The sequence below is a fragment of the Neisseria maigaei genome, assembly GCF_958267405.1.
GTDB classification, from domain to species: Bacteria; Pseudomonadota; Gammaproteobacteria; order Burkholderiales; family Neisseriaceae; genus Neisseria; species Neisseria bergeri.
In genome coordinates, this window is sequence record NZ_CATQFT010000053.1 from 34,789 (window position 1) to 53,888 (window position 19,100).

The following is a 19,100-nucleotide window of genomic DNA, read 5'->3' on the forward strand; positions in this document are numbered from 1 at the left end:
TTTTTAAAAGGCAAAAACACTATGACCTATACGGATACCCAAGCCGACCGCTTCGAGCAGATGATGTGGCAGGCGGTGGACAAACTTTTTGAACAGCATGACGGCAAACTCGAAAGCATGGACGGACGGGAACAGGAGCTGGTTTTGATTTGGCGGGCGGAAGCCGACATCGGCAACGGCGGCATACTGCAATTTGTCTGCAACTGGGGTTTTCCCGCCGCCGAAAAGACTTGTTCCGTTCTGAAAAAAATCGGCGCGGTACACAGCGCAATGCTGATCCATCGGGCGGCAGACGCATTGGACAAAGAAATCCGCCACCTCCAATCGGAAGGCAAAAACCTAAAAGAAATGTGGGATATAACACAACATCTCGACAACAAAACCGTCTCACTGCTGAACAGTCTGGATGAACAATATTGGCAAGACCCCGACAAACTGTATCTGCTGGGATGGCAATACTATTCCGGCAACCCTGTTCAGACAGCATTTTAAAGGGAAAGGTTCTCAAGTATTCCGACAAATCAAAATGCCGCCTTTACCCACATTCCGCTGCCCGTACGGCAATATGAAACAGCCCGGTTTTTGCCTGTTCCGACACGCATTGCCCGCCGCTTCCGCCTTACGGGCGCGATGCACGGAAAAAATACAAGTCAGAACAAACAATAACCGGATTGGACAACAACAAATTTAAAAAATAATTATTTGCATTTATAAAAAAGAAGGAATACACTACACCCCGTTATGTCTTAACAAGATATACACCCTCATTCATTAGGAGAAAATCGATATGAAAACATCTATCCGATACGCACTGCTTGCCGCAGCCCTGACCGCCGCAACCCCCGCGCTGGCAGACATTACCGTGTACAACGGCCAACACAAAGAAGCCACGCAGGCACTTGCCGATGCCTTTACACAAGCCACCGGCATCAAAGTAAAAATCAACAGCGGCAAAAGCGACCAGCTTGCCGGCCAAATCAAAGAAGAAGGCAGCCGAAGCCCCGCCGACGTATTCTATTCCGAACAAATCCCCCCGCTGGTTACGCTTTCCGCAGCCAACCTCTTAGAAACCCTCCCCGCAAAAACGATTAACGACACACGCCGCAAAGGCGTGCCGGTTGCCGCCAAAAAAGACTGGGTGGCATTGAGCGGTCGTTCGCGCGTCGTCGTTTACGACACCCGCAAACTGTCTGAAAAAGATTTGGAAAAATCCGTCCTGAATTACGCCACGCCGAAATGGAAAGACCGCATCGGTTATGTGCCGACTTCGGGCGCGTTCTTGGAACAGGTTGTCGCCATCGTCAAACTGAAAGGCGAAGCAGCCGCCCTGAAATGGCTCAAAGGCTTAAAAGAAAACGGCAAACTGTATGCTAAAAACACTGTCGCGCTCCAAGCCGTCGAAAACGGCGAAGTGCCGGCCGCCCTCATCAACAACTACTACTGGTATGCGTTTGCCAAAGAAAAAGGCGTGCACAACATCCATTCCCGCCTGAACTTCGTCCGCCGCAAAGACCCCGGCGCACTCGTTACCTATTCCGGCGCGGCAGTGCTGAAATCTTCCCCGAACAAAGCCGAAGCACAAAAATTCGTCGCCTTCCTTGCCGGCAAACAAGGACAGCAGGTCTTGGCTTCCGCCCGCGCAGAATATCCGCTGCACGCCGGCGTGTCGTCCCCGTTCAATATGGAACCTTATGCCAAACTGGAAGCACCTGAAGTATCTGCAACCACCATCGCCGATAAAGAAAAAGCGACCCGCCTCCTCGAACAGGCAGGTCTGAAATAAACTTTTCCCGTTCAAACGGTCGGACAACCCTGCTGTCCGACCGTTTTCTATCCGAATCCGATTTATGTCCCGCAACAAAATACCCTCATGGCTGACCGCCCTCATCCTGCTTATCGCCTTGCCGCTGACCCTTCCTTTCCTTTATGTCGCCATGCGTTCGTGGCAGGTCGGTGCAACACGCGCCTACGAACTGCTGTTCCGCCCACGCATGTTTGATTTGCTGGGAAACACCCTGATGCTGATGTTCGGCGTTACCCTGATTTCTATCGTTTTGGGCATTACCTGCGCCGTCCTGTTCCAACGTTACCGCTTTTTCGGCAAAACCTTTTTTCAGACGGCAATTACTCTGCCCTTATGCATCCCCGCATTTGTCAGCTGCTTCACTTGGATCAGCCTGACTTTCCGCGTGGAGGGATTTTGGGGAACAGTTATGATTATGAGCCTGTCCTCGTTCCCGCTCGCCTACCTGCCCGTCGAAGCCGCGCTCAAACGCATCAGCCTGTCTTACGAAGAAGTCAGCCTGTCCTTGGGCAAAAGCCGCCTGCAAACATTTTTCTCCGCCATCCTCCCCCAGCTCAAACCCGCCATCGGCAGCAGCGTGTTACTGATTGCCCTGCATATGCTGGTCGAATTTGGCGCGGTATCGATACTCAACTACCAAACCTTTACCACCGCTATTTTCCAAGAATACGAAATGTCGTTCGACAACAACACCGCCGCGCTGCTGTCCGCCGTTTTAATGGCAGTGTGCGGCATCGTCGTATTTGGAGAAAGCATTTTCCGTGGAAAAACCAAGCTCTATCACAGTGGCAAAGGCGTTGCCCGCCCCTACCCGGTCAAAACGATGAAGCTGCCCGCGCAAATCTGCACAGTATTTTTTCTTGGCTCGCTGCTGGTTTTAAGCATCGTCATCCCATTCGGCATCCTCATCCGCTGGATGATGGTCGGCTCGTCCGGCACATTTGAACTCGTATCCGTGTTCGATGCGTTTATCCGATCGATGGGCGTATCCGCCGCCGGCGCATTATTGACCATATTGTGCGCCCTACCCTTGGTTTGGGCATCCGTCCGCTACCGCAACCTGCTGACCGTATGGATAGACAGGCTGCCCTTCCTGCTGCACGCTGTACCCGGCCTAGTGATCGCCTTGTCACTGATTTATTTCAGCATCAACTATGCACCATCCGTTTACCAAACCTTTATCGTCGTCGTCCTTGCCTATTTCATGCTTTACCTTCCGATGGCGCAAACCACCCTGAGGACTTCCTTGGAACAACTCCCCAAAGGGCTGGAACAGGTCGGCGCAACATTGGGGCGCGGACACTTCTTTATTTTCAGGACGTTGGTGCTGCCGTCCATCCTGCCCGGCATTACCGCCGCATTCGCACTCGTCTTCCTCAACCTGATGAAAGAGCTGACCGCCACCCTGCTGCTGACCGCAGATGATGTCCACACGCTCTCCACCGCCGTTTGGGAATACACGTCAGACGCACAATATGCCGCCGCCACCCCTTACGCGCTGATGCTGGTATTATTTTCCGGCATCCCCGTATTCATACTGAAAAAATACGCCTTCAAATAACACTGCTGCGAAAGACCGACTATGACCGCGCCCGCACTCCAAATCCGCCAACTGACCAAAAACTTTCAGAACCATGCCGTTCTACAAAATATCTCGCTCACACTCGGCAAAGGGGAAATCCTCTTCGTCATCGGTGCATCAGGTTGCGGCAAAACCACGCTGCTGCGCTGCCTTGCCGGTTTTGAACAGCCCGATTCCGGAGAAATCTCGCTTTACGGAAGAACAATCTATTCAGAAAATACCAACCTTCCCGTCCGCGAACGCCGTTTGGGTTACGTCGTACAAGAAGGCGTACTGTTCCCCCACCTGACCGTTTACCGCAACATCGCCTACGGACTGGGCAACGGCAAAGGTAAGACGGCGCAGGAGCGGCAACGCATCGAAGCCATGATGGCCCTGACCGGCATTTCCGAACTCTCAAACCGTCATCCGCACGAACTTTCAGGCGGACAGCAACAACGTGTCGCCCTCGCCCGCGCCCTCGCCCCCGATCCCGAACTCATCCTGCTGGACGAACCCTTCAGCGCACTGGACGAACAGTTGCGCCGCCAGATTCGCGAAGACATGATTGCCGCCCTGCGCGCCAACGGCAAATCTGCCGTTTTCGTCAGCCACGACCGGGAAGAAGCCCTGCAATACGCCGACCGGATTGCCGTCATGAAACAGGGGCGCATCCTCCAGACTGCAGCCCCTCACGAACTGTACCGACAACCTGCCGACCTTGATGCCGGCCTGTTTATCGGCGAAGGCATCGTGTTCCCCGCCGCGCTCAACGCCGACGGCACCGCCGATTGCGGATTGGGCCGCCTGCCCGTTCAAAGCAGCGCACCCACAGGCACGCGCGGCACACTGCTCATCCGTCCAGAACAATTCAGCCTTCACCGCCATTCCGCCCCCGCCGCCGAATTATCCGCCACCATCCTCAACGCCATACCCAAAGCGCGCCACACCCAAATCCGCCTGAAAATCGGGCAAACCGTCCTGACGCTGGACACCCCCTATGCTCCCGATTGTTCAGACGGCACACAGACACGCATCTACTTAAATTCAAAAGCCCTGTTTTTCCCGGAACCTCCTGCCCCATAAGGCAGGGGACACGATGCCGTCTGAAAGGCATAACGATGCCTGACGATATTCATCTTGTTGAAAACATAATTTATTTGTTAATATAAAAACACGCGGCAGCGTAAAACCGGCTGCCGCCCAAAAACAGAAAACACCTGTTTGCGCAAACCGGACGGGAAATAGCCTATCCCGACATTTCCCCTCAAATCCCAACACTTCCAACCACATATGCCGCACACCGCAGCATACGAAAGGACATATTATGGCAAAAGTACTCATCGTACCCGTATCCGCCGGACTGAACGCCTCTGCCGCCGCACAAGCCTTTGCAAAAGCACTGGACGCACAAGTTTTCCAAGCCTTTGACGCACAAGCAGAAGCCCTGTTGGCGCAAGGCAAAAGCGACGACTGGTTTGACGCGACGGTCGGTAAAGTAGCCGCACTCGATGCCGACAACCTCATTATCGAAGGCATCGCACCCGATGCCGACAAAATCTACCTCGCAGGCAAAAACGTCGAACTGGCATTGTCCCTTGACGCGGCAGCCGTCTTCGCCGTCCGTTCCGACAACGCCGATGCCGACGAACTGGCAAACCGGCTGAACCTTGCCAAACAGTTCTTCGCCGCCACGCCGGGCGTATTGGAAGGTTTTGTCGTGGACGGTGCGGCAGCCTCCGTTGCCGAAGCGGCTGCCGAAAAAACCGGTTTGACGTTCTTCGGCTCAAGCAGCGCGCTGAAAGACGTATCCGTATTGGCAAACCGACAAACCAAACGCCTTTCGCCCGCCCAATTCCGTTACAACCTGATCGACTTCGCCCGCAAAGCCGGCAAACGCATCGTCCTGCCGGAAGGTGTCGAGCCGCGCACCGTCCAAGCCGCCGCCATCTGCCACGAAAAAGGCATTGCCCGCTGCGTCCTGCTTGCCAAACGCGAAGAAGTCGAAGCCGTTGCCAAAGAACGCGGCATCACCCTGCCCGACTCTTTGGAAATCATCGATCCCGCCTCATTGGTCGAACAATACGTCGGGCCGATGTGCGAACTGCGCAAATCCAAAGGCCTGACACCCGAAGACGCGCGCAAGCAACTGCAAGACACCGTGGTACTCGGTACGATGATGATGGCGCAAAACGATGTGGACGGCTTGGTATCCGGCGCGGTTCATACAACCGCCAACACCATCCGCCCCGCCTTGCAACTGATTAAAACCGCACCGGGTGCAAGCCTCGTATCCAGCGTATTCTTTATGCTGCTGCCGAATCAGGTTCTGGTATTCGGCGACTGCGCGGTTAATCCGAACCCGACCGCGCAACAGCTTGCCGACATCGCCATCCAGTCTGCCGATTCCGCAAAAGCCTTCGGCATCGACCCGAAAGTGGCAATGATTTCCTACTCCACCGTCAACTCCGGCAGCGGTCCCGATGTCGATACCGTCATCGAAGCCACCAAACTTGCCCGGGAAAAACGCCCCGACCTCGCCATCGACGGCCCGCTGCAATATGACGCGGCAACCGTGCCGGGCGTGGGCAAATCCAAAGCCCCCGGCAGCCCGGTGGCAGGACAGGCAACCGTTTTGGTCTTCCCCGACCTGAACACCGGCAACTGCACCTATAAAGCCGTCCAACGCAGTGCCAACGTCTTGAGCGTCGGCCCGCTGCTGCAAGGCCTGCGCAAACCGGTCAACGACCTGTCGCGCGGCGCGCTGGTGGAAGACATCGTGTTCACCATCGCCCTGACTGCCGTTCAGGCAAAACAAATGGAAGGCTGACAAACGGCTTTCCGGGTTTGAACCCTATGCCGTCTGAAGACAGATTCCCGTTTTCAGACGGCATTTTTATCAGCCCGGCACATTTGTTTGTTAAAATCGCAGCCATATTGCAAAAAAAGAGGAGGAAGCCATGCAAACCGCCATTATCGATTACGGTATGGGCAACCTGCATTCCGTATTGAAATCCGTCCGGACGGCGGGGCAGCTTGCCGGAAAAAATACCGAAATCTTTTTAAGCGGCGACCCCGAACGCGTGTCCCGCGCCGACAAAGTCATTTTTCCCGGGCAGGGCGCGATGCCCGACTGTATGGCGGCACTGAAGCGCGGCGGCTTGGACGAGGCAGTCAAAGATGCCTTAAAAAACAAACCCTTTTTCGGAATCTGCGTCGGCGCGCAACTTTTATTCGACCACAGCGAAGAAGGAAACACCGACGGCTTGGGCTGGTTCGGCGGCAAAGTCAGACGCTTTGCCCGCGACCTCCGCGACCGGCAGGGATGCCGTCTGAAAGTCCCGCATATGGGCTGGAACACCGTGCGCCAAACCCAAAACCACCCGCTTTTTCAAGGCATCCCCCAAGACACGCGTTTTTACTTCGTCCACAGCTACTATTTCGACCCCGAAAATCCCGAAACCATATTGGGCGAAAGCGACTACCCGTCCCCGTTTGCCTGCATCGTCGGCAAAGACAACGTATTCGCCACGCAATTTCACACCGAAAAAAGCCATGATGCCGGGCTGACGATGTTGAAAAACTTTTTAAACTGGTAAGCCGGACACGGCCCCGCACAAGGAGAAAAATTATGCTGCTGATACCCGCCATCGATTTGAAAGAAGGACGCTGCGTCCGCCTGAAACAAGGGCTGATGGAAGAGGCGACCGTCTTTTCCGATTCGCCCGCCGACACCGCGCTGCACTGGTTCGAACAAGGCGCGCGCCGCCTGCATCTGGTAGATTTGAACGGTGCGTTTGCAGGCGTTCCGCAAAACCTGCCCGCCATCAAAGACATCCTTGCCGCCGTCGCCAAAGACATCCCCGTACAGCTCGGCGGCGGCATACGCGATTTGAAAACCATCGGACAATATTTGGATTTGGGCCTGAACGACGTGATTATCGGCACGGCGGCAGTCAAAAACCCCGACTTCGTGCGCGAAGCGTGCAAAGCCTTCCCCGGCAGGATTATCGTCGGGCTGGATGCCAAAGACGGTATGGCCGCCATCGACGGCTGGGCAACCGTAACCGGGCATCATGTGATTGATTTGGCAAAACGCTTTGAAGACGACGGTGTCAACAGCATCATCTACACCGACATCGGGCGCGACGGTATGATGAGCGGCGTGAACATCGACGCGACGGTCAAACTCGCCCAAGCCGTCCGCATTCCCGTCATCGCCTCCGGCGGACTGACCGGCTTGGACGACATCCGCGCCCTGTGTGCCGCCGAAAAACGTGGCGTAGCAGGCGCGATTACCGGCCGCGCGATTTACGAGGGCAGCATCGATTTTGCCCAAGCGCAGCAACTGGCAGATTCCCTCAACTAAAGGCATCCGATTATGGCACTGGCAAAACGCATCATCCCCTGTCTCGACGTAAAAGACGGGCGCGTCGTCAAAGGCGTGAACTTCATCGGTTTGCGCGACGCGGGCGACCCCGTCGAAGCCGCCAAACGCTACAACGGCGAAGGCGCGGACGAATTGACCTTCCTCGACATCACCGCCTCATCCGACAACCGCGACACCATCCTGCACATCATCGAAGAAGTTGCCGGACAAGTCTTCATCCCGCTGACCGTCGGCGGCGGCGTACGCACCGTTGCCGACATCCGCCGCCTGCTCAATGCCGGCGCGGACAAAGTCAGCATCAACACCGCCGCCGTTACCCGTCCCGACCTGATTGACGAAGCCGCCGGATTCTTCGGTTCGCAAGCCATCGTCGCCGCCGTCGATGCCAAAGCCGTCAACCCCGAAAACACACGCTGGGAAATCTTTACCCACGGCGGGCGAAATCCGACCGGTTTGGATGCGGTGGAATGGGCGGTCGAAATGCAAAAACGCGGCGCGGGCGAAATCCTGCTCACCGGTATGGACAGGGACGGGACGAAACAGGGTTTCAACCTGCCGCTGACCCGCGCCGTTGCCGAAGCCGTCGACATCCCCGTCATCGCCTCCGGCGGGGTCGGCAATGTCCGGCACCTGATTGAAGGCATAACCGAAGGCAAAGCCGATGCCGTACTTGCCGCCGGCATTTTCCATTTCGGGGAAATCGCCATCCGCGAAGCCAAACGCGCTATGCGCGAAGCCGGCATCGAAGTGCGCCTCTGACCGCCCCGACTATGCCGTCTGAAAGGAAATATGGATAAAAACCTGCTTGAAGCCGTCAAATTTGACGAAAAAGGTTTGGTTTGTGCCATCGCCCAAGATGCCGAAACCAAACGTGTTTTAATGGTGGCGTGGATGAACGCCGAAGCCCTGCAAAAAACCGTCGAAACCGGCTTTGCCCACTATTACAGCCGTTCGCGCCAAAAACAATGGATGAAGGGCGAAGAGTCGGGACACACGCAAAAAGTCCGCGAACTGCGCCTCGACTGCGACGGCGACGCCATTGTGATACTCATCGCCCAAAACGGCGGCATCGCCTGCCATACCGGGCGCGAAAGCTGCTTTTACAAAGTCTGGCGCGGCGGCGCGTGGGAAACCGCCGATGCCGTCCTGAAAGACGAAAAAGAGATTTACGGCAGCACGCACTGACCGCCTCCAACATTGAATTATCAGGCATTTTTTTGTACAATTTCGCCGTCTCAAACACTGTCCGGGCCGTCTGAAAAGCGGCCTGAACCTTTTTGCAAAGAAAACCATGTCCCAAGAAATCCTCGACCAAGTGCGCCGCCGCCGCACGTTTGCCATCATCTCCCACCCGGATGCGGGTAAAACCACGCTGACCGAAAAGCTCTTGCTGTTTTCGGGCGCGATTCAGAGTGCGGGTACGGTAAAAGGCAAAAAAACCGGCAAATTCGCCACCTCCGACTGGATGGACATCGAAAAGCAGCGCGGCATTTCCGTGGCATCGTCCGTGATGCAGTTCGACTACAAAGACCATACCGTCAACCTCTTGGACACGCCGGGACACCAAGACTTTTCCGAAGACACCTACCGCGTTTTGACCGCCGTGGACAGCGCATTGATGGTCATCGATGCGGCAAAAGGCGTGGAAGCGCAAACCATCAAACTTTTGAACGTCTGCCGCCTGCGCGATACGCCGATTGTTACGTTTATGAACAAATACGACCGCGAAGTGCGTGATTCTTTGGAACTTTTGGACGAAGTGGAAAACATCCTGCAAATCCGCTGCGCGCCCGTTACCTGGCCGATCGGTATGGGCAAAAACTTCAAGGGCGTGTACCACATCCTGAACGATGAAATCTATCTCTTTGAAGCGGGCGGCGAACGCCTGCCGCACGAGTTCGACATCATCAAAGGCATCGACAATCCCGAATTGGAACAACGCTTTCCGTTGGAAATCCAGCAGTTGCGCGACGAAATCGAATTGGTGCAGGCGGCTTCCAACGAGTTCAATCTCGACGAATTTCTCGCCGGCGAACTCACGCCCGTGTTCTTCGGCTCGGCGATTAACAACTTCGGTATTCAGGAAATCCTCAATTCATTGATTGACTGGGCGCCCGCACCGAAACCGCGCGACGCGACCATACGCATGGTCGAGCCGGACGAGCCGAAATTCTCCGGATTTATCTTTAAAATCCAAGCCAATATGGATCCGAAACACCGCGATCGTATCGCCTTCTTACGCGTCTGCTCCGGCAAATTCGAGCGCGGTATGAAGATGAAACACCTTCGCATCAACCGCGAAATCGCCGCCTCCAGCGTGGTAACCTTTATGTCGCACGACCGCGAGCTGGTGGAAGAAGCCTACGCCGGAGACATCATCGGTATCCCGAACCACGGCAACATCCAAATCGGCGACAGCTTCTCCGAAGGCGAACAACTGACGTTTACCGGCATCCCATTCTTCGCACCCGAACTGTTCCGCAGCGTCCGCATCAAAAACCCGCTGAAAATCAAGCAACTGCAAAAAGGTTTGCAACAACTCGGCGAAGAAGGCGCGGTACAGGTGTTCAAACCGATGAGCGGCGCGGATTTGATTTTGGGCGCGGTCGGCGTGTTGCAGTTTGAAGTCGTAACCTCGCGCCTCGCCAACGAATACGGCGTGGAAGCCGTGTTCGACAGCGCATCCATCTGGTCGGCGCGCTGGGTATCGTGCGACGACAAGAAAAAACTGGCGGAATTTGAAAAAGCCAACGCAGGCAACCTCGCCATCGACGCGGGCGGCAACCTCGCCTACCTCGCCCCCAACCGCGTGAATCTAGGACTCACGCAAGAACGCTGGCCGGACATCGTGTTCCACGAAACGCGCGAACATTCGGTCAAACTTTAAAAAGCAATCGGCGATAAAATGCCGTCTGAACCCGAAAAAAGGTCTTCAGACGGTATTTTTTGCCTGCAACTCAAACGCAGACGGTCAAAATCAAGGCGCATCGGATGCCGTTACCGGGTGCATCCCGGCCGCGTGAATTTGGGGTTGACGCAAGAACGCCGGCGGACATCGTGTTCCACGAAACGCGCGAACATTCGGTCAAACTTTAAAAAGCAATCGGCGATAAAATGCCGTCTGAACCCAAAAAAAGGTCTTCAGACGGCATTTTTTGCCTGCAACTCAAACGCAGACGGTCAAAATCAAGGCGCATCGGATACCGTTATCGGATGCGTCCCATCCGCATGAATTTGGGGCTGACGCAAGAACGCCGATGTGATTTCACATCCCGTACTGTTTCGACAGCTTCACATAATGCGCGGCGGAATACTTCAAAAAGGCTTTTTCCTCATCGGTCAACACGCGCACTTGTCTGACCGGCGAACCGACATAAAGATAGCCGCCCTCCAAACGTTTGCGCGGAGGCACGAGGCTGCCCGCGCCGATCATCACTTCGTCCTCAATCACGGCATCGTCCAGAACCGTCGTCCCCATGCCGACCAGGACGCGGTTGCCGATACGGCAGCCGTGCAGCATCACTTTGTGCCCCACGGTAACGTCTTCGCCGATAACCAGCGGCGACCCTTCGGGTTTGGCGGCGGTTTTGTGGGAAACGTGCAGGACGCTGCCGTCCTGTATATTGCTGCGCGCGCCGACGGTGATGCTGTTCACATCGCCGCGCAACACGGCGCACGGCCACACGGAAACATCTTCGGCAAGCGACACTTCGCCGATGACGACGCACGCTTCGTCTATCATACAGGTTTCGTGGATTTCGGGCGTGCGGTTTTGGAAAGTTCGGATTGCGTTCATTTTTCCTCCTTCGGTAAGATATATATTGTTAAAGGATTTATTAAACATTCCCTCTGATTGCTTTTAAAATCCTGCCTGTAATATCGACCCCGAGTAATGTGATTATCGGGAATATCAGCTTATATATCAACTTATTGGACTTTAACAGCATAAACCTTAAATGATACGCCCTTCTTTTTATATCAGCATCACACTCTATATTTTTACTCGTCATTATAAAAAGCAAAACGAGATATTCGTAGGAAAGAAAAGAATAAAGATAACTTGATATATCCCTATTAAATTCCATTTCCGCATTTTTCTCCAAAATATATAATAATGACTTTATACTTTTTTCCGAAACAGTTCCCGTAATAGAATCTTTTCTTCCCTGCCGATAATAGTAATAACAACCGTCCAAATAAGAAAAAGTTGTTGCCGCATTAAATAATCTCATTGACCATTCGATATCTTCAGAATAAATCCCCTTTTCAAAAAACAGTTTTTCTTTAATAATCAATTCTCTTTTTATAATCTTATTCCACGCCGAACCCGGAAATTTTCTAAATCGGCATAATCCTTTCAAAACTTCGACTTTGGATTGATTGAGTATTTTTTCAGGCTGATAATCTTCGCCAAAATGTGAAACACTTCCCTTATCATATTTAACTGCATTTAAAAAAACCACATCCGGCATATCAATATCATCTTTACTAAGAAAATCCAGCAAGACCTGACAATTAATAAAATCATCCGAATCAATAAAGACTATATATTTTCCGTTTGAATTTTTTATTCCGGTATTTCTCGCCTCCGACAACCCTTGGTTATCCTGATATATATATTTGATATTTGGTGTCCGGTGTTTGTTGTTTGTTGTTTGTTGTTTGTTGTTTGTTGTTTGTTGTTTGTTGTTTGTTGTTTGTTGTTTGTTGTTTGTTGTTTGTTGTTTGTTGTTTGTTGTTTGATATTTTATCTATATATTTGTAACATATATCTTCACTTCCGTCTTTTGACCCGTCATTCACAAGGATAAGTTCGACATTTTCATTACTTAATATAGGTTCTATGGAACTTAAACACGCTTCCAAATAACTCTCGACATTATAAATGGGAACTACGATACTTAAATCCATATCTTTCTCATTTTACTAAATAATTTTAATCTTAACCCAATCATAACCGGCGGGCGGGGAAACGCCCCCTCCCTGTTTGATAACGGACGCGCCGTTTCCTGCCGCCCGAAAGGTTTCAGACGGCAGGGATTCCGGTTATTTGCCCGCTTTGAGCCCTTGCCACAGCTTCACGCCCAGTTTGGCGGATTCTGCGGATTTGGGCGATACGATGAAACTTTTTTCCATCAGTTCTTTGGTCGGGAAAATCGATGGATCGTTTGTGTATTTGGCTTCCATCAAATCACGCGCGGGCCGGCTGGCGGGCGCGTAGGTAACGAAGCTGCCGTTTTTCGCCGCCACCTCGGGCAGGAGCGTGTAGTCGATATAGCGGTGGGCGTTGGCGACGTTTTGCGCGTCGCGCGGAATCATAAAGGAATCCACCCACACGCCCACGCCGGTTTTCGGGGTCAATACTTTGATTTCCACGCCGTTTGCGGCTTCTTCGGCACGAGTTTTAGCAATGTTCAAATCGCCGCCGTAACCGATGGCGGCACACAGGTTACCTGCCGCCATATCGTCGATATAGCCGGAAGAGCTGAAGCGTTTCACGTCGCCCCGGACGGCTTTCATCATATCGACGGCGGCTTTGATGTCTTCGGGATTTTCACTGTTGGGGTCTTTGCCCAAATAGTGCAACGCCAAGGGAATCTGTTCGATTGCGCTGTCGAAATAGCTGATGCCGCAGGATTTGAGTTTGGCGGTGTATTCGGGGTTGAACACCAAATCCCATTCGTTTTCGGGCAGCTTGTCCGTACCCAATGCCTTTTGCACCTGCCGCGTATTGATTGCCAAGGTGTTGATGCCCCAGAAATAGGGGACGGCGTATTCGTTGCCCGGATCGACGGCTTCCATCATTTTCAGCAAATCTTTATCGATGTTGCCGTAATGGGGGATTTGCGCCTTGTCGATTTTCTGATACGCGCCCGCTTTGATTTGACGGCCGACGTTGGCGATGGACGGCGCGGTCAGGTCATAGCCGGATTTGCCGGTCAGGACTTTTGCCTCCAGTGTTTCGTTGCTGTCGTAATAATCAGAACGCGTCTTGATGCCGGTTTCTTTTTCAAAGGCGGCAACGGTTTCGGGATCGACATAATCCGACCAGTTGTAGATGTTGAGTTTGCCCGATTGTCCGGCTTCGGGCTTGGCGGAGGGGGCTTGGGCGGCGGTATCGCTTCCGCCGCCGCACGCAGTCAAGGCGAGGCTCAGGATTGCCGCTGCCACCAGTGTTTTTTTCATGGTTTTCGACCTTTCGTTCAAAAATAAAAAACATTGCAGGGACGGCCTGGCCGCCTGCATCGGAAGCTGTGGGGGCGGCCGGTCGGCTTTCTTGGCCCTTGGTGCAGCAAGGTTTGCATTAAACGGCAAAAACAGCCGGGGCGCAACCGTTAATTTTCACGGGTTTGCCGTTCCGGCGCACGATCGGGCGGTAATGCGGGACATTGTTCCGCCTGCGTGAAAATGCCGTCTGAAACGGACGGTGTGCATTTCAGACGGCATTTTTCAAAACGGCAAATCAGTTGCTCAACACGTCCACGCCTTTGGGCGGGGTAAACTTGAACGCGCCGCGCGAGAGTTGGGGATTGGTATTCAAACCGCCGAAACTGATGGAGGTTTGGTTACCGAAGCCGTCTTTCAACTGCATGGCGGCGAGGTTGCCGCCTTTGAAGCCGATGCGGATGTATTGGTAGCCGGCGTTGTTGCGTTTGGGCGTTGCCAGCACATAATCGATGCCGTTGGACGAACCGTCCTCTTTCAGCGTGTAGCTGCTTTCGAGGGCGGTTTTGTTCGACAGGATGGCGGCGGGGCTGCCGCCTATAGCCTGGTCTTGGGACGACTTGGTCACTTGTGCCAAATCGACATCGTAGAGCCAAACGGTTTGACCGTCGCCGACAATAGTCTGTTTGTAGGGCGAAGTGTATTCCCATTTGAAGAGGCCCGGGCGCAGGATTTTGAACGTGCCGTGCGCGGTTTGGGTTTTCTTTTTGCTTTGGACGGTTTGGGTGAAGCTGCCGCTGATACCGTCGGCATCGTTGTTGAATTGCTTGAGCGCGTCCACCGCGCCCGCCTGTGCGGAAGCGACGGCGACGGTCAGGGAGCAAATGGCGAGGAATTGGAACAGGTTGTGCGGTTTCATCATTATTTTTCCTTGTCGGGATGGTGTAGCGTAAAGTATCGGCGCGGCAAAACAATCATACGGGCGGCGTTACGGGCGGTTTGCATTTTGCAAACCGCGTTTTCCGAGGGCTGATTTTTTTGACCACCCGGAAAAGGCAGGCGCGCCACGCTGCCCTTTAATTGTGTGCCGCGTTATAGTGGATTAACAAAAATCAGGACAAGGCGACGAAGCCGCAGACAGTACAAATAGTACGGAACCGATTCACTTGGTGCTTCAGCACCTTAGAGAATCGTTCTCTTTGAGCTAAGGCGAGGCAACGCCGTACTGGTTTTTGTTAATCCACTATATTTGACGGTTTGGGCGCGGAATGCCGAATCGCGGAGATTATATGCCTCATCTTGTTTTTTTTAAACGCTATAATATTCGTTTTCCGAACACGGCGGACTTGAGATGAAACCCGATATTTATGCTTTGCTGGAACGCGCCCTGCTTTCGGGCGACCCCGATGAAAAAGGACGGCTGACGGACGAGGCGTTTGCCGCCGTTCAAAATGCGGACGGGGCGGAGGCAAACGCGCCGCCGGCGGACTTCCCCCGCGCGGGACGGCCGCCGAAGCCTGTTTTGGTCGCGCCGTCGCAACTGACGCCGCGCAAGATGAACACGGCAGAAGGCTATGCGGCGATGCTGCACGCGATTGCGCATATCGAGTTTAACGCCATCAATCTGGCTTTGGACGCGGCATACCGTTTCCGCATGCTGCCGTTTCAGTTTGTGCGCGACTGGGTGCGGGTGGCGAAGGAAGAGGTGTACCATTTCCGCCTGATGCGCGAAAGGCTGCGCGCTTTCGGCTTCGATTACGGCGATTTCGAGGCGCACAACCATTTGTGGGACATGGCGTATAAAACCGCCTACGACCCGCTGTTGCGCATGGCGTTGGTGCCGCGCGTGTTGGAGGCGCGCGGGCTGGACGTTACGCCGGGGATACGCGCGAAGGTGGAACAGCGCGGCGATTCGGAAACCTGCGGCGTGTTGGACATCATCTACCGCGACGAAGTGGGCCATGTCGCCATCGGCAACCATTGGTATCAACACCTCTGCCGCGAACGCGGTTTGGAACCTGTCGCCCTGTTCCGCAGTCTGATTGCCCGTTACGATATGTTTATCTTCCGCGGCTATGTGAACATCGAAGCGCGCGAAAAAGCCGGCTTCAGCCGCTTTGAATTGGATATGTTGGAAAATTTCGAGCAGGGTTTGAAACAAGGCAAAAAGGTCGTCTGAAAACTCCGAATCCGGATTTTCAGACGACCTCTGTTGAGGAACATTATGTCTCACCATCACGAACACCATCATCACGCACACGCCCACACGCATACCGCCAACAAAAAAGTATTGCGCGTGTCGTTCATCATCATCGCCGTCTTTATGCTGCTGGAGGCGGTCGGCGGCTGGCTGACCCACTCGCTCGCGCTGCTTTCCGACGCGGGGCATATGTTCAGCGACGCATTTTCCTTGGGCGTGGCGTTGTGGGCGTTCAAACTCGGCGAAAAAGAAACTACGCTGCAAAAGACCTTCGGCTACAAACGTTTTGAAATCCTCACCGCCATGTTTAACGGCTTGTCGCTGGTGGTCATCGCCGTGCTGATTTTCTACGAAGCCGTCAAACGCCTGCTTTATCCGCCCGAAATCGCCACGCTGGGGATGCTCGTCATCAGCGTCGTCGGCCTGCTGGTCAACATCGGCGTGGCGGTTTACATGCTGAAAAACAGCGACACCGAAGCCAACGTCAACATGCGCGGCGCGTATCTGCACGTTTTAAGCGACCTTGTCGGCTCGGTCGGCGCGATTGCTACCGCCGTACTCATGATGGCGTTCGGCTGGAAATGGGCAGACCCGCTCGCCAGCGTGTTCGTTGCCGCGTTGGTCGGACGCAGCGGCTGGGGTCTGCTCAAACAAACGCTGCACATCCTGATGGAAGGCACGCCTGAAAACATCCACACCGACGACCTGCTCGCCATCATCCGCAACACCGACGGCGTCAAATCCGTCCACGACTTACACATCTGGACGATTACCAGCAATATCAACGCATTATCCTGCCACATCGTCGTGGACGGCAGCATGACCGTTGCCGAATCCGAACAAATCGCCTACCGCATCGAACACGAGTTGTCCCACAAAAACATCGGACACTGCACCATCCAAATCGAAAGCGAACACCACCCGCACAAAAACGAGATTTTGTGTTCGCCCTATGCAGAAGCACATCACAGCCACAGCCATTAAACCAACAAGGCCGTCTGAAGACCTTTCAGACGGCCTCCACCAAAGGAAAACACATGATACAAGCCGTATTGTTCGATCTCGACGGCACGCTCGCCGACACCGCTCCCGACCTCGGCGGCGCACTCAACACCGTATTGCGCCGCCACAACCTGCCCGAGAAAAACATCGCGGAAATCCGCCCGTATGCCGGACACGGCGCGGCAGGGCTGCTCAAACTCGGCGCAGGCATCACCCCCAACCACACCGACTATGCCCGATGGCGCGCCGAATACCTAGACGAATACGACAGCCGCTACGCCCAAGACACCACCCTCTTCGACGGCGTGAACGAACTCATCGTCGAACTCGGCAGACGCGGCATCAAATGGGGCATCATCACCAACAAACCCATGCGCTTCACCGACAAACTCGTTCCCAAACTCGGATTCGCCGTTCCGCCCGCCACCGTCGTCAGCGGCGACACCTGCGGCGAACCCAAACCCGGCATCAAACCCATGCTGTATGCGTGCGGACAAATCCACGCCAACCCGCGACACACGCTCTATGTCGGCGATGCGGAACGCGATATGCAGGCGGGACGCAACGCCGGTATGAAAACCGTCCTCGCCGAATGGGGCTACATCTCAGATGAAGACGATACCGACTCATGGCAACCCGACTACCGCATCGCCACACCGATCGGGCTACTCGGGACGCTAAACAAAATCCGTCCTTGAAAAATGCCGTCTGAAACCCTTCAGACGGCATTTCCCGCATTCAGCTACAATCCCGACACCACATCAAAACCTGCGCTTCAATTTGCACGCCTGAAGGATGTGTACCGCCAGTTCCTCAACCGACTTGTCCGTCGTATTCGCAAATGGAATGCCATGCCGTCTGAACATACTCTGCGCGTCCGCCACCTCGCTGCGGCAGGTGTCGATGCGCGCATAAGTCGAATTCGGACGGCGTTCCTGACGGATGGCCTGCAGGCGTTCCGGCTGGATGGTCAACCCGAACAGCTTGTCTTTATACGGCTTGACCATACGCGGCAGATCGGCCGATTCCAAATCGTCGGGAATCAGCGGATAGTTTGCCGCACGGATGCCGTATTGCAACGCCAGATACAGGCAGGTCGGCGTTTTGCCCGAACGGGACACGCCCATCAGAATCACATCAGCCTCCTGAAGGTTCTTATCGCTGACCCCGTCATCGTGGTTCAAAGAAAAATTGACCGCCTCCATACGCGCATCGTAACGCTTCGTATTGCCGATACTGTGATGCCCCTGTTCGGCGGCAACCGCCTCGGTGTTGAGTTCCTTTTCCAAAAGCCCGAGGAAGGTTTCAAAAAAATTGATGTGGAAAGCGTCTGCCTGTTTGATGATTTCACGGATTTCGTCATTGACCACGCTGACAAACGCAATCGGACGCTGACCGTTTTCCTGCCGGCTCCGATTGACCTTCTCCACCACCGCGCGCGCCTTTTCCGGCGTATCGACAAACGGGTGCGTATGGCGTTTGAACGACAGATTGCCAAACTGGTTCAGCAAAGCCTCGCCGATATTCTCGGCAGTCAGACCGGTACGGTCGGAAATGTAAAACACATGGCGCGGACTGCTCATCTTCCATCCTTAAAACACAGGTTTAAAACCCCATCATAACAGCAGCGGCAGACACAAGGAAAGCACCCGCAGTACGCCTACCTCGGATTACACCCAAACAGACACAATATTATTTTGAAATAAAATTATTTAGATAAAGTATTTTTTGGCAGAAAATTTTAAAAAATAAACAAGAAAATCAAACAGAAAAAAACATTAACCTATTCAAACCATCTGTTTTACAAAGAAAATACCCAAAAAAGGAAACATACCGGCTGCAAGTTTCAAACCGCTACACACACCGAAACCGCAATTTTTCAGACGGCATCATGATTTTAAAACGGATAAAACACATGACAGCAGAGGAACGAATCGCTTAAAATAAGCAAGCGGATTTGTTTCTTTTTTAACATATT

At 53.8% G+C, this 19,100-nt stretch carries 19 protein-coding genes; 13 read left to right on the forward strand and 6 right to left on the reverse strand.

Annotation, left to right across the window (positions count from 1 at the left end; all coding sequences use genetic code 11):
• The first annotated feature begins 21 nt into the window (after positions 1 to 21).
• The 10 genes from Q3O06_RS09505 to Q3O06_RS09550 all read left to right on the forward strand — a co-directional run bounded on the left by Q3O06_RS09505 (position 22) and on the right by Q3O06_RS09550 (position 10,642).
• Positions 22 to 492, forward strand: coding sequence for a DMP19 family protein (locus Q3O06_RS09505; protein WP_301818583.1), 471 nt, complete (start codon positions 22 to 24; stop codon positions 490 to 492).
• A 295-nt stretch (positions 493 to 787) separates the two neighbouring features.
• Positions 788 to 1,783, forward strand: a complete 996-nt coding sequence (locus Q3O06_RS09510; protein ID WP_118791939.1) for an iron ABC transporter substrate-binding protein — start codon at positions 788 to 790, stop codon at positions 1,781 to 1,783.
• A 64-nt stretch (positions 1,784 to 1,847) separates the two neighbouring features.
• On the forward strand, positions 1,848 to 3,365 hold the full coding sequence (locus tag Q3O06_RS09515) for an ABC transporter permease (RefSeq protein ID WP_301818585.1): 1,518 nt from the start codon (positions 1,848 to 1,850) through the stop codon (positions 3,363 to 3,365).
• Positions 3,366 to 3,386: 21 nt separating this feature from the next.
• Positions 3,387 to 4,451 (forward strand): ABC transporter ATP-binding protein, encoded by a 1,065-nt coding sequence (locus Q3O06_RS09520; RefSeq protein WP_301818586.1) that lies wholly within the window; start codon positions 3,387 to 3,389, stop codon positions 4,449 to 4,451.
• Between the two features lie 241 nt (positions 4,452 to 4,692).
• Positions 4,693 to 6,195, forward strand: coding sequence for a phosphate acetyltransferase (pta, locus tag Q3O06_RS09525; protein ID WP_301818588.1), 1,503 nt, complete (start codon positions 4,693 to 4,695; stop codon positions 6,193 to 6,195).
• A gap of 130 nt (positions 6,196 to 6,325) precedes the next feature.
• On the forward strand, positions 6,326 to 6,964 hold the full coding sequence (gene hisH, locus Q3O06_RS09530) for an imidazole glycerol phosphate synthase subunit HisH (RefSeq protein WP_301818590.1): 639 nt from the start codon (positions 6,326 to 6,328) through the stop codon (positions 6,962 to 6,964).
• A 32-nt stretch (positions 6,965 to 6,996) separates the two neighbouring features.
• Positions 6,997 to 7,734: a 1-(5-phosphoribosyl)-5-[(5-phosphoribosylamino)methylideneamino]imidazole-4-carboxamide isomerase gene (gene hisA / locus Q3O06_RS09535; RefSeq protein ID WP_301818592.1), complete on the forward strand. Its 738-nt coding sequence runs from the start codon at positions 6,997 to 6,999 to the stop codon at positions 7,732 to 7,734.
• Positions 7,735 to 7,746: 12 nt separating this feature from the next.
• Positions 7,747 to 8,514: an imidazole glycerol phosphate synthase subunit HisF gene (gene hisF / locus Q3O06_RS09540; protein WP_127254149.1), complete on the forward strand. Its 768-nt coding sequence runs from the start codon at positions 7,747 to 7,749 to the stop codon at positions 8,512 to 8,514.
• 30 nt (positions 8,515 to 8,544) lie between these two features.
• Entirely contained in the window at positions 8,545 to 8,940 is a 396-nt protein-coding gene (hisI, locus tag Q3O06_RS09545; protein WP_301818594.1) for a phosphoribosyl-AMP cyclohydrolase, read from the forward strand.
• A gap of 106 nt (positions 8,941 to 9,046) precedes the next feature.
• Complete coding sequence (locus tag Q3O06_RS09550) at positions 9,047 to 10,642, forward strand: peptide chain release factor 3 (protein WP_301818596.1); 1,596 nt, start codon at positions 9,047 to 9,049, stop codon at positions 10,640 to 10,642.
• Positions 10,643 to 11,020: 378 nt separating this feature from the next.
• Here the strand turns inward: Q3O06_RS09550 and Q3O06_RS09555 are convergent, their stop codons facing one another.
• The 5 genes from Q3O06_RS09555 to lolA all read right to left on the reverse strand — a co-directional run bounded on the left by Q3O06_RS09555 (position 11,021) and on the right by lolA (position 14,842).
• The gene (locus tag Q3O06_RS09555; protein ID WP_101106799.1) at positions 11,021 to 11,551 is read right to left on the reverse strand and encodes a gamma carbonic anhydrase family protein; all 531 of its coding nucleotides are present in this window, start codon (positions 11,549 to 11,551) and stop codon (positions 11,021 to 11,023) included.
• A gap of 40 nt (positions 11,552 to 11,591) precedes the next feature.
• Positions 11,592 to 12,350 (reverse strand): glycosyltransferase, encoded by a 759-nt coding sequence (locus tag Q3O06_RS09560; RefSeq protein WP_301818599.1) that lies wholly within the window; start codon positions 12,348 to 12,350, stop codon positions 11,592 to 11,594.
• Positions 12,351 to 12,357: 7 nt separating this feature from the next.
• Positions 12,358 to 12,666 (reverse strand): glycosyltransferase family 2 protein, encoded by a 309-nt coding sequence (locus Q3O06_RS09565; RefSeq protein ID WP_079886496.1) that lies wholly within the window; start codon positions 12,664 to 12,666, stop codon positions 12,358 to 12,360.
• Positions 12,667 to 12,801: 135 nt separating this feature from the next.
• The gene (locus Q3O06_RS09570) at positions 12,802 to 13,941 is read right to left on the reverse strand and encodes a polyamine ABC transporter substrate-binding protein (RefSeq protein WP_301818601.1); all 1,140 of its coding nucleotides are present in this window, start codon (positions 13,939 to 13,941) and stop codon (positions 12,802 to 12,804) included.
• A 277-nt stretch (positions 13,942 to 14,218) separates the two neighbouring features.
• Positions 14,219 to 14,842 carry an outer membrane lipoprotein periplasmic chaperone LolA gene (gene lolA, locus Q3O06_RS09575; protein WP_301818603.1) on the reverse strand — a complete coding sequence of 208 codons (624 nt, stop codon included), beginning with the start codon at positions 14,840 to 14,842 and terminating at the stop codon, positions 14,219 to 14,221.
• A 429-nt stretch (positions 14,843 to 15,271) separates the two neighbouring features.
• On the opposite strand from lolA, the gene Q3O06_RS09580 reads away from it, so the two are divergent.
• The 3 genes from Q3O06_RS09580 to Q3O06_RS09590 are packed head-to-tail and all read left to right on the forward strand — an operon-like array spanning position 15,272 to position 17,820.
• Entirely contained in the window at positions 15,272 to 16,099 is an 828-nt protein-coding gene (locus tag Q3O06_RS09580) for a ferritin-like domain-containing protein (protein ID WP_301818606.1), read from the forward strand.
• Between the two features lie 45 nt (positions 16,100 to 16,144).
• A complete protein-coding gene (locus tag Q3O06_RS09585; RefSeq protein ID WP_301818608.1) occupies positions 16,145 to 17,104 on the forward strand; it encodes a cation diffusion facilitator family transporter in 960 nt (319 codons plus the stop codon).
• A 53-nt stretch (positions 17,105 to 17,157) separates the two neighbouring features.
• The gene (locus Q3O06_RS09590; protein WP_301818610.1) at positions 17,158 to 17,820 is read left to right on the forward strand and encodes an HAD family hydrolase; all 663 of its coding nucleotides are present in this window, start codon (positions 17,158 to 17,160) and stop codon (positions 17,818 to 17,820) included.
• Positions 17,821 to 17,883: 63 nt separating this feature from the next.
• Here Q3O06_RS09590 and ppsR read toward each other — a convergent pair whose 3' ends face one another.
• The gene (ppsR, locus tag Q3O06_RS09595) at positions 17,884 to 18,705 is read right to left on the reverse strand and encodes a posphoenolpyruvate synthetase regulatory kinase/phosphorylase PpsR (RefSeq protein WP_301818612.1); all 822 of its coding nucleotides are present in this window, start codon (positions 18,703 to 18,705) and stop codon (positions 17,884 to 17,886) included.
• Positions 18,706 to 19,100: the final 395 nt, after the last annotated feature.

Excerpts from the sequence above, each read along its gene's own strand:
- lolA (WP_301818603.1), bottom strand. The coding sequence starts at position 14,842 with ATGATGAAACCGCACAACCTGTTCCAATTCCTCGCCATTTGCTCCCTG.
- Q3O06_RS09520 (WP_301818586.1), top strand. The coding sequence starts at position 3,387 with ATGACCGCGCCCGCACTCCAAATCCGCCAACTGACCAAAAACTTTCAG.
- Q3O06_RS09510 (WP_118791939.1), top strand. The coding sequence starts at position 788 with ATGAAAACATCTATCCGATACGCACTGCTTGCCGCAGCCCTGACCGCC.
- pta (WP_301818588.1), top strand. The coding sequence starts at position 4,693 with ATGGCAAAAGTACTCATCGTACCCGTATCCGCCGGACTGAACGCCTCT.
- Q3O06_RS09590 (WP_301818610.1), top strand. The coding sequence starts at position 17,158 with ATGATACAAGCCGTATTGTTCGATCTCGACGGCACGCTCGCCGACACC.
- Q3O06_RS09580 (WP_301818606.1), top strand. The coding sequence starts at position 15,272 with ATGAAACCCGATATTTATGCTTTGCTGGAACGCGCCCTGCTTTCGGGC.
- Q3O06_RS09515 (WP_301818585.1), top strand. The coding sequence starts at position 1,848 with ATGTCCCGCAACAAAATACCCTCATGGCTGACCGCCCTCATCCTGCTT.
- ppsR (WP_301818612.1), bottom strand. The coding sequence starts at position 18,705 with ATGAGCAGTCCGCGCCATGTGTTTTACATTTCCGACCGTACCGGTCTG.
- Q3O06_RS09505 (WP_301818583.1), top strand. The coding sequence starts at position 22 with ATGACCTATACGGATACCCAAGCCGACCGCTTCGAGCAGATGATGTGG.
- Q3O06_RS09585 (WP_301818608.1), top strand. The coding sequence starts at position 16,145 with ATGTCTCACCATCACGAACACCATCATCACGCACACGCCCACACGCAT.
- hisI (WP_301818594.1), top strand. The coding sequence starts at position 8,545 with ATGGATAAAAACCTGCTTGAAGCCGTCAAATTTGACGAAAAAGGTTTG.
- Q3O06_RS09555 (WP_101106799.1), bottom strand. The coding sequence starts at position 11,551 with ATGAACGCAATCCGAACTTTCCAAAACCGCACGCCCGAAATCCACGAA.
- hisH (WP_301818590.1), top strand. The coding sequence starts at position 6,326 with ATGCAAACCGCCATTATCGATTACGGTATGGGCAACCTGCATTCCGTA.
- Q3O06_RS09550 (WP_301818596.1), top strand. The coding sequence starts at position 9,047 with ATGTCCCAAGAAATCCTCGACCAAGTGCGCCGCCGCCGCACGTTTGCC.
- Q3O06_RS09565 (WP_079886496.1), bottom strand. The coding sequence starts at position 12,666 with ATGGATTTAAGTATCGTAGTTCCCATTTATAATGTCGAGAGTTATTTG.
- hisA (WP_301818592.1), top strand. The coding sequence starts at position 6,997 with ATGCTGCTGATACCCGCCATCGATTTGAAAGAAGGACGCTGCGTCCGC.
- hisF (WP_127254149.1), top strand. The coding sequence starts at position 7,747 with ATGGCACTGGCAAAACGCATCATCCCCTGTCTCGACGTAAAAGACGGG.
- Q3O06_RS09570 (WP_301818601.1), bottom strand. The coding sequence starts at position 13,941 with ATGAAAAAAACACTGGTGGCAGCGGCAATCCTGAGCCTCGCCTTGACT.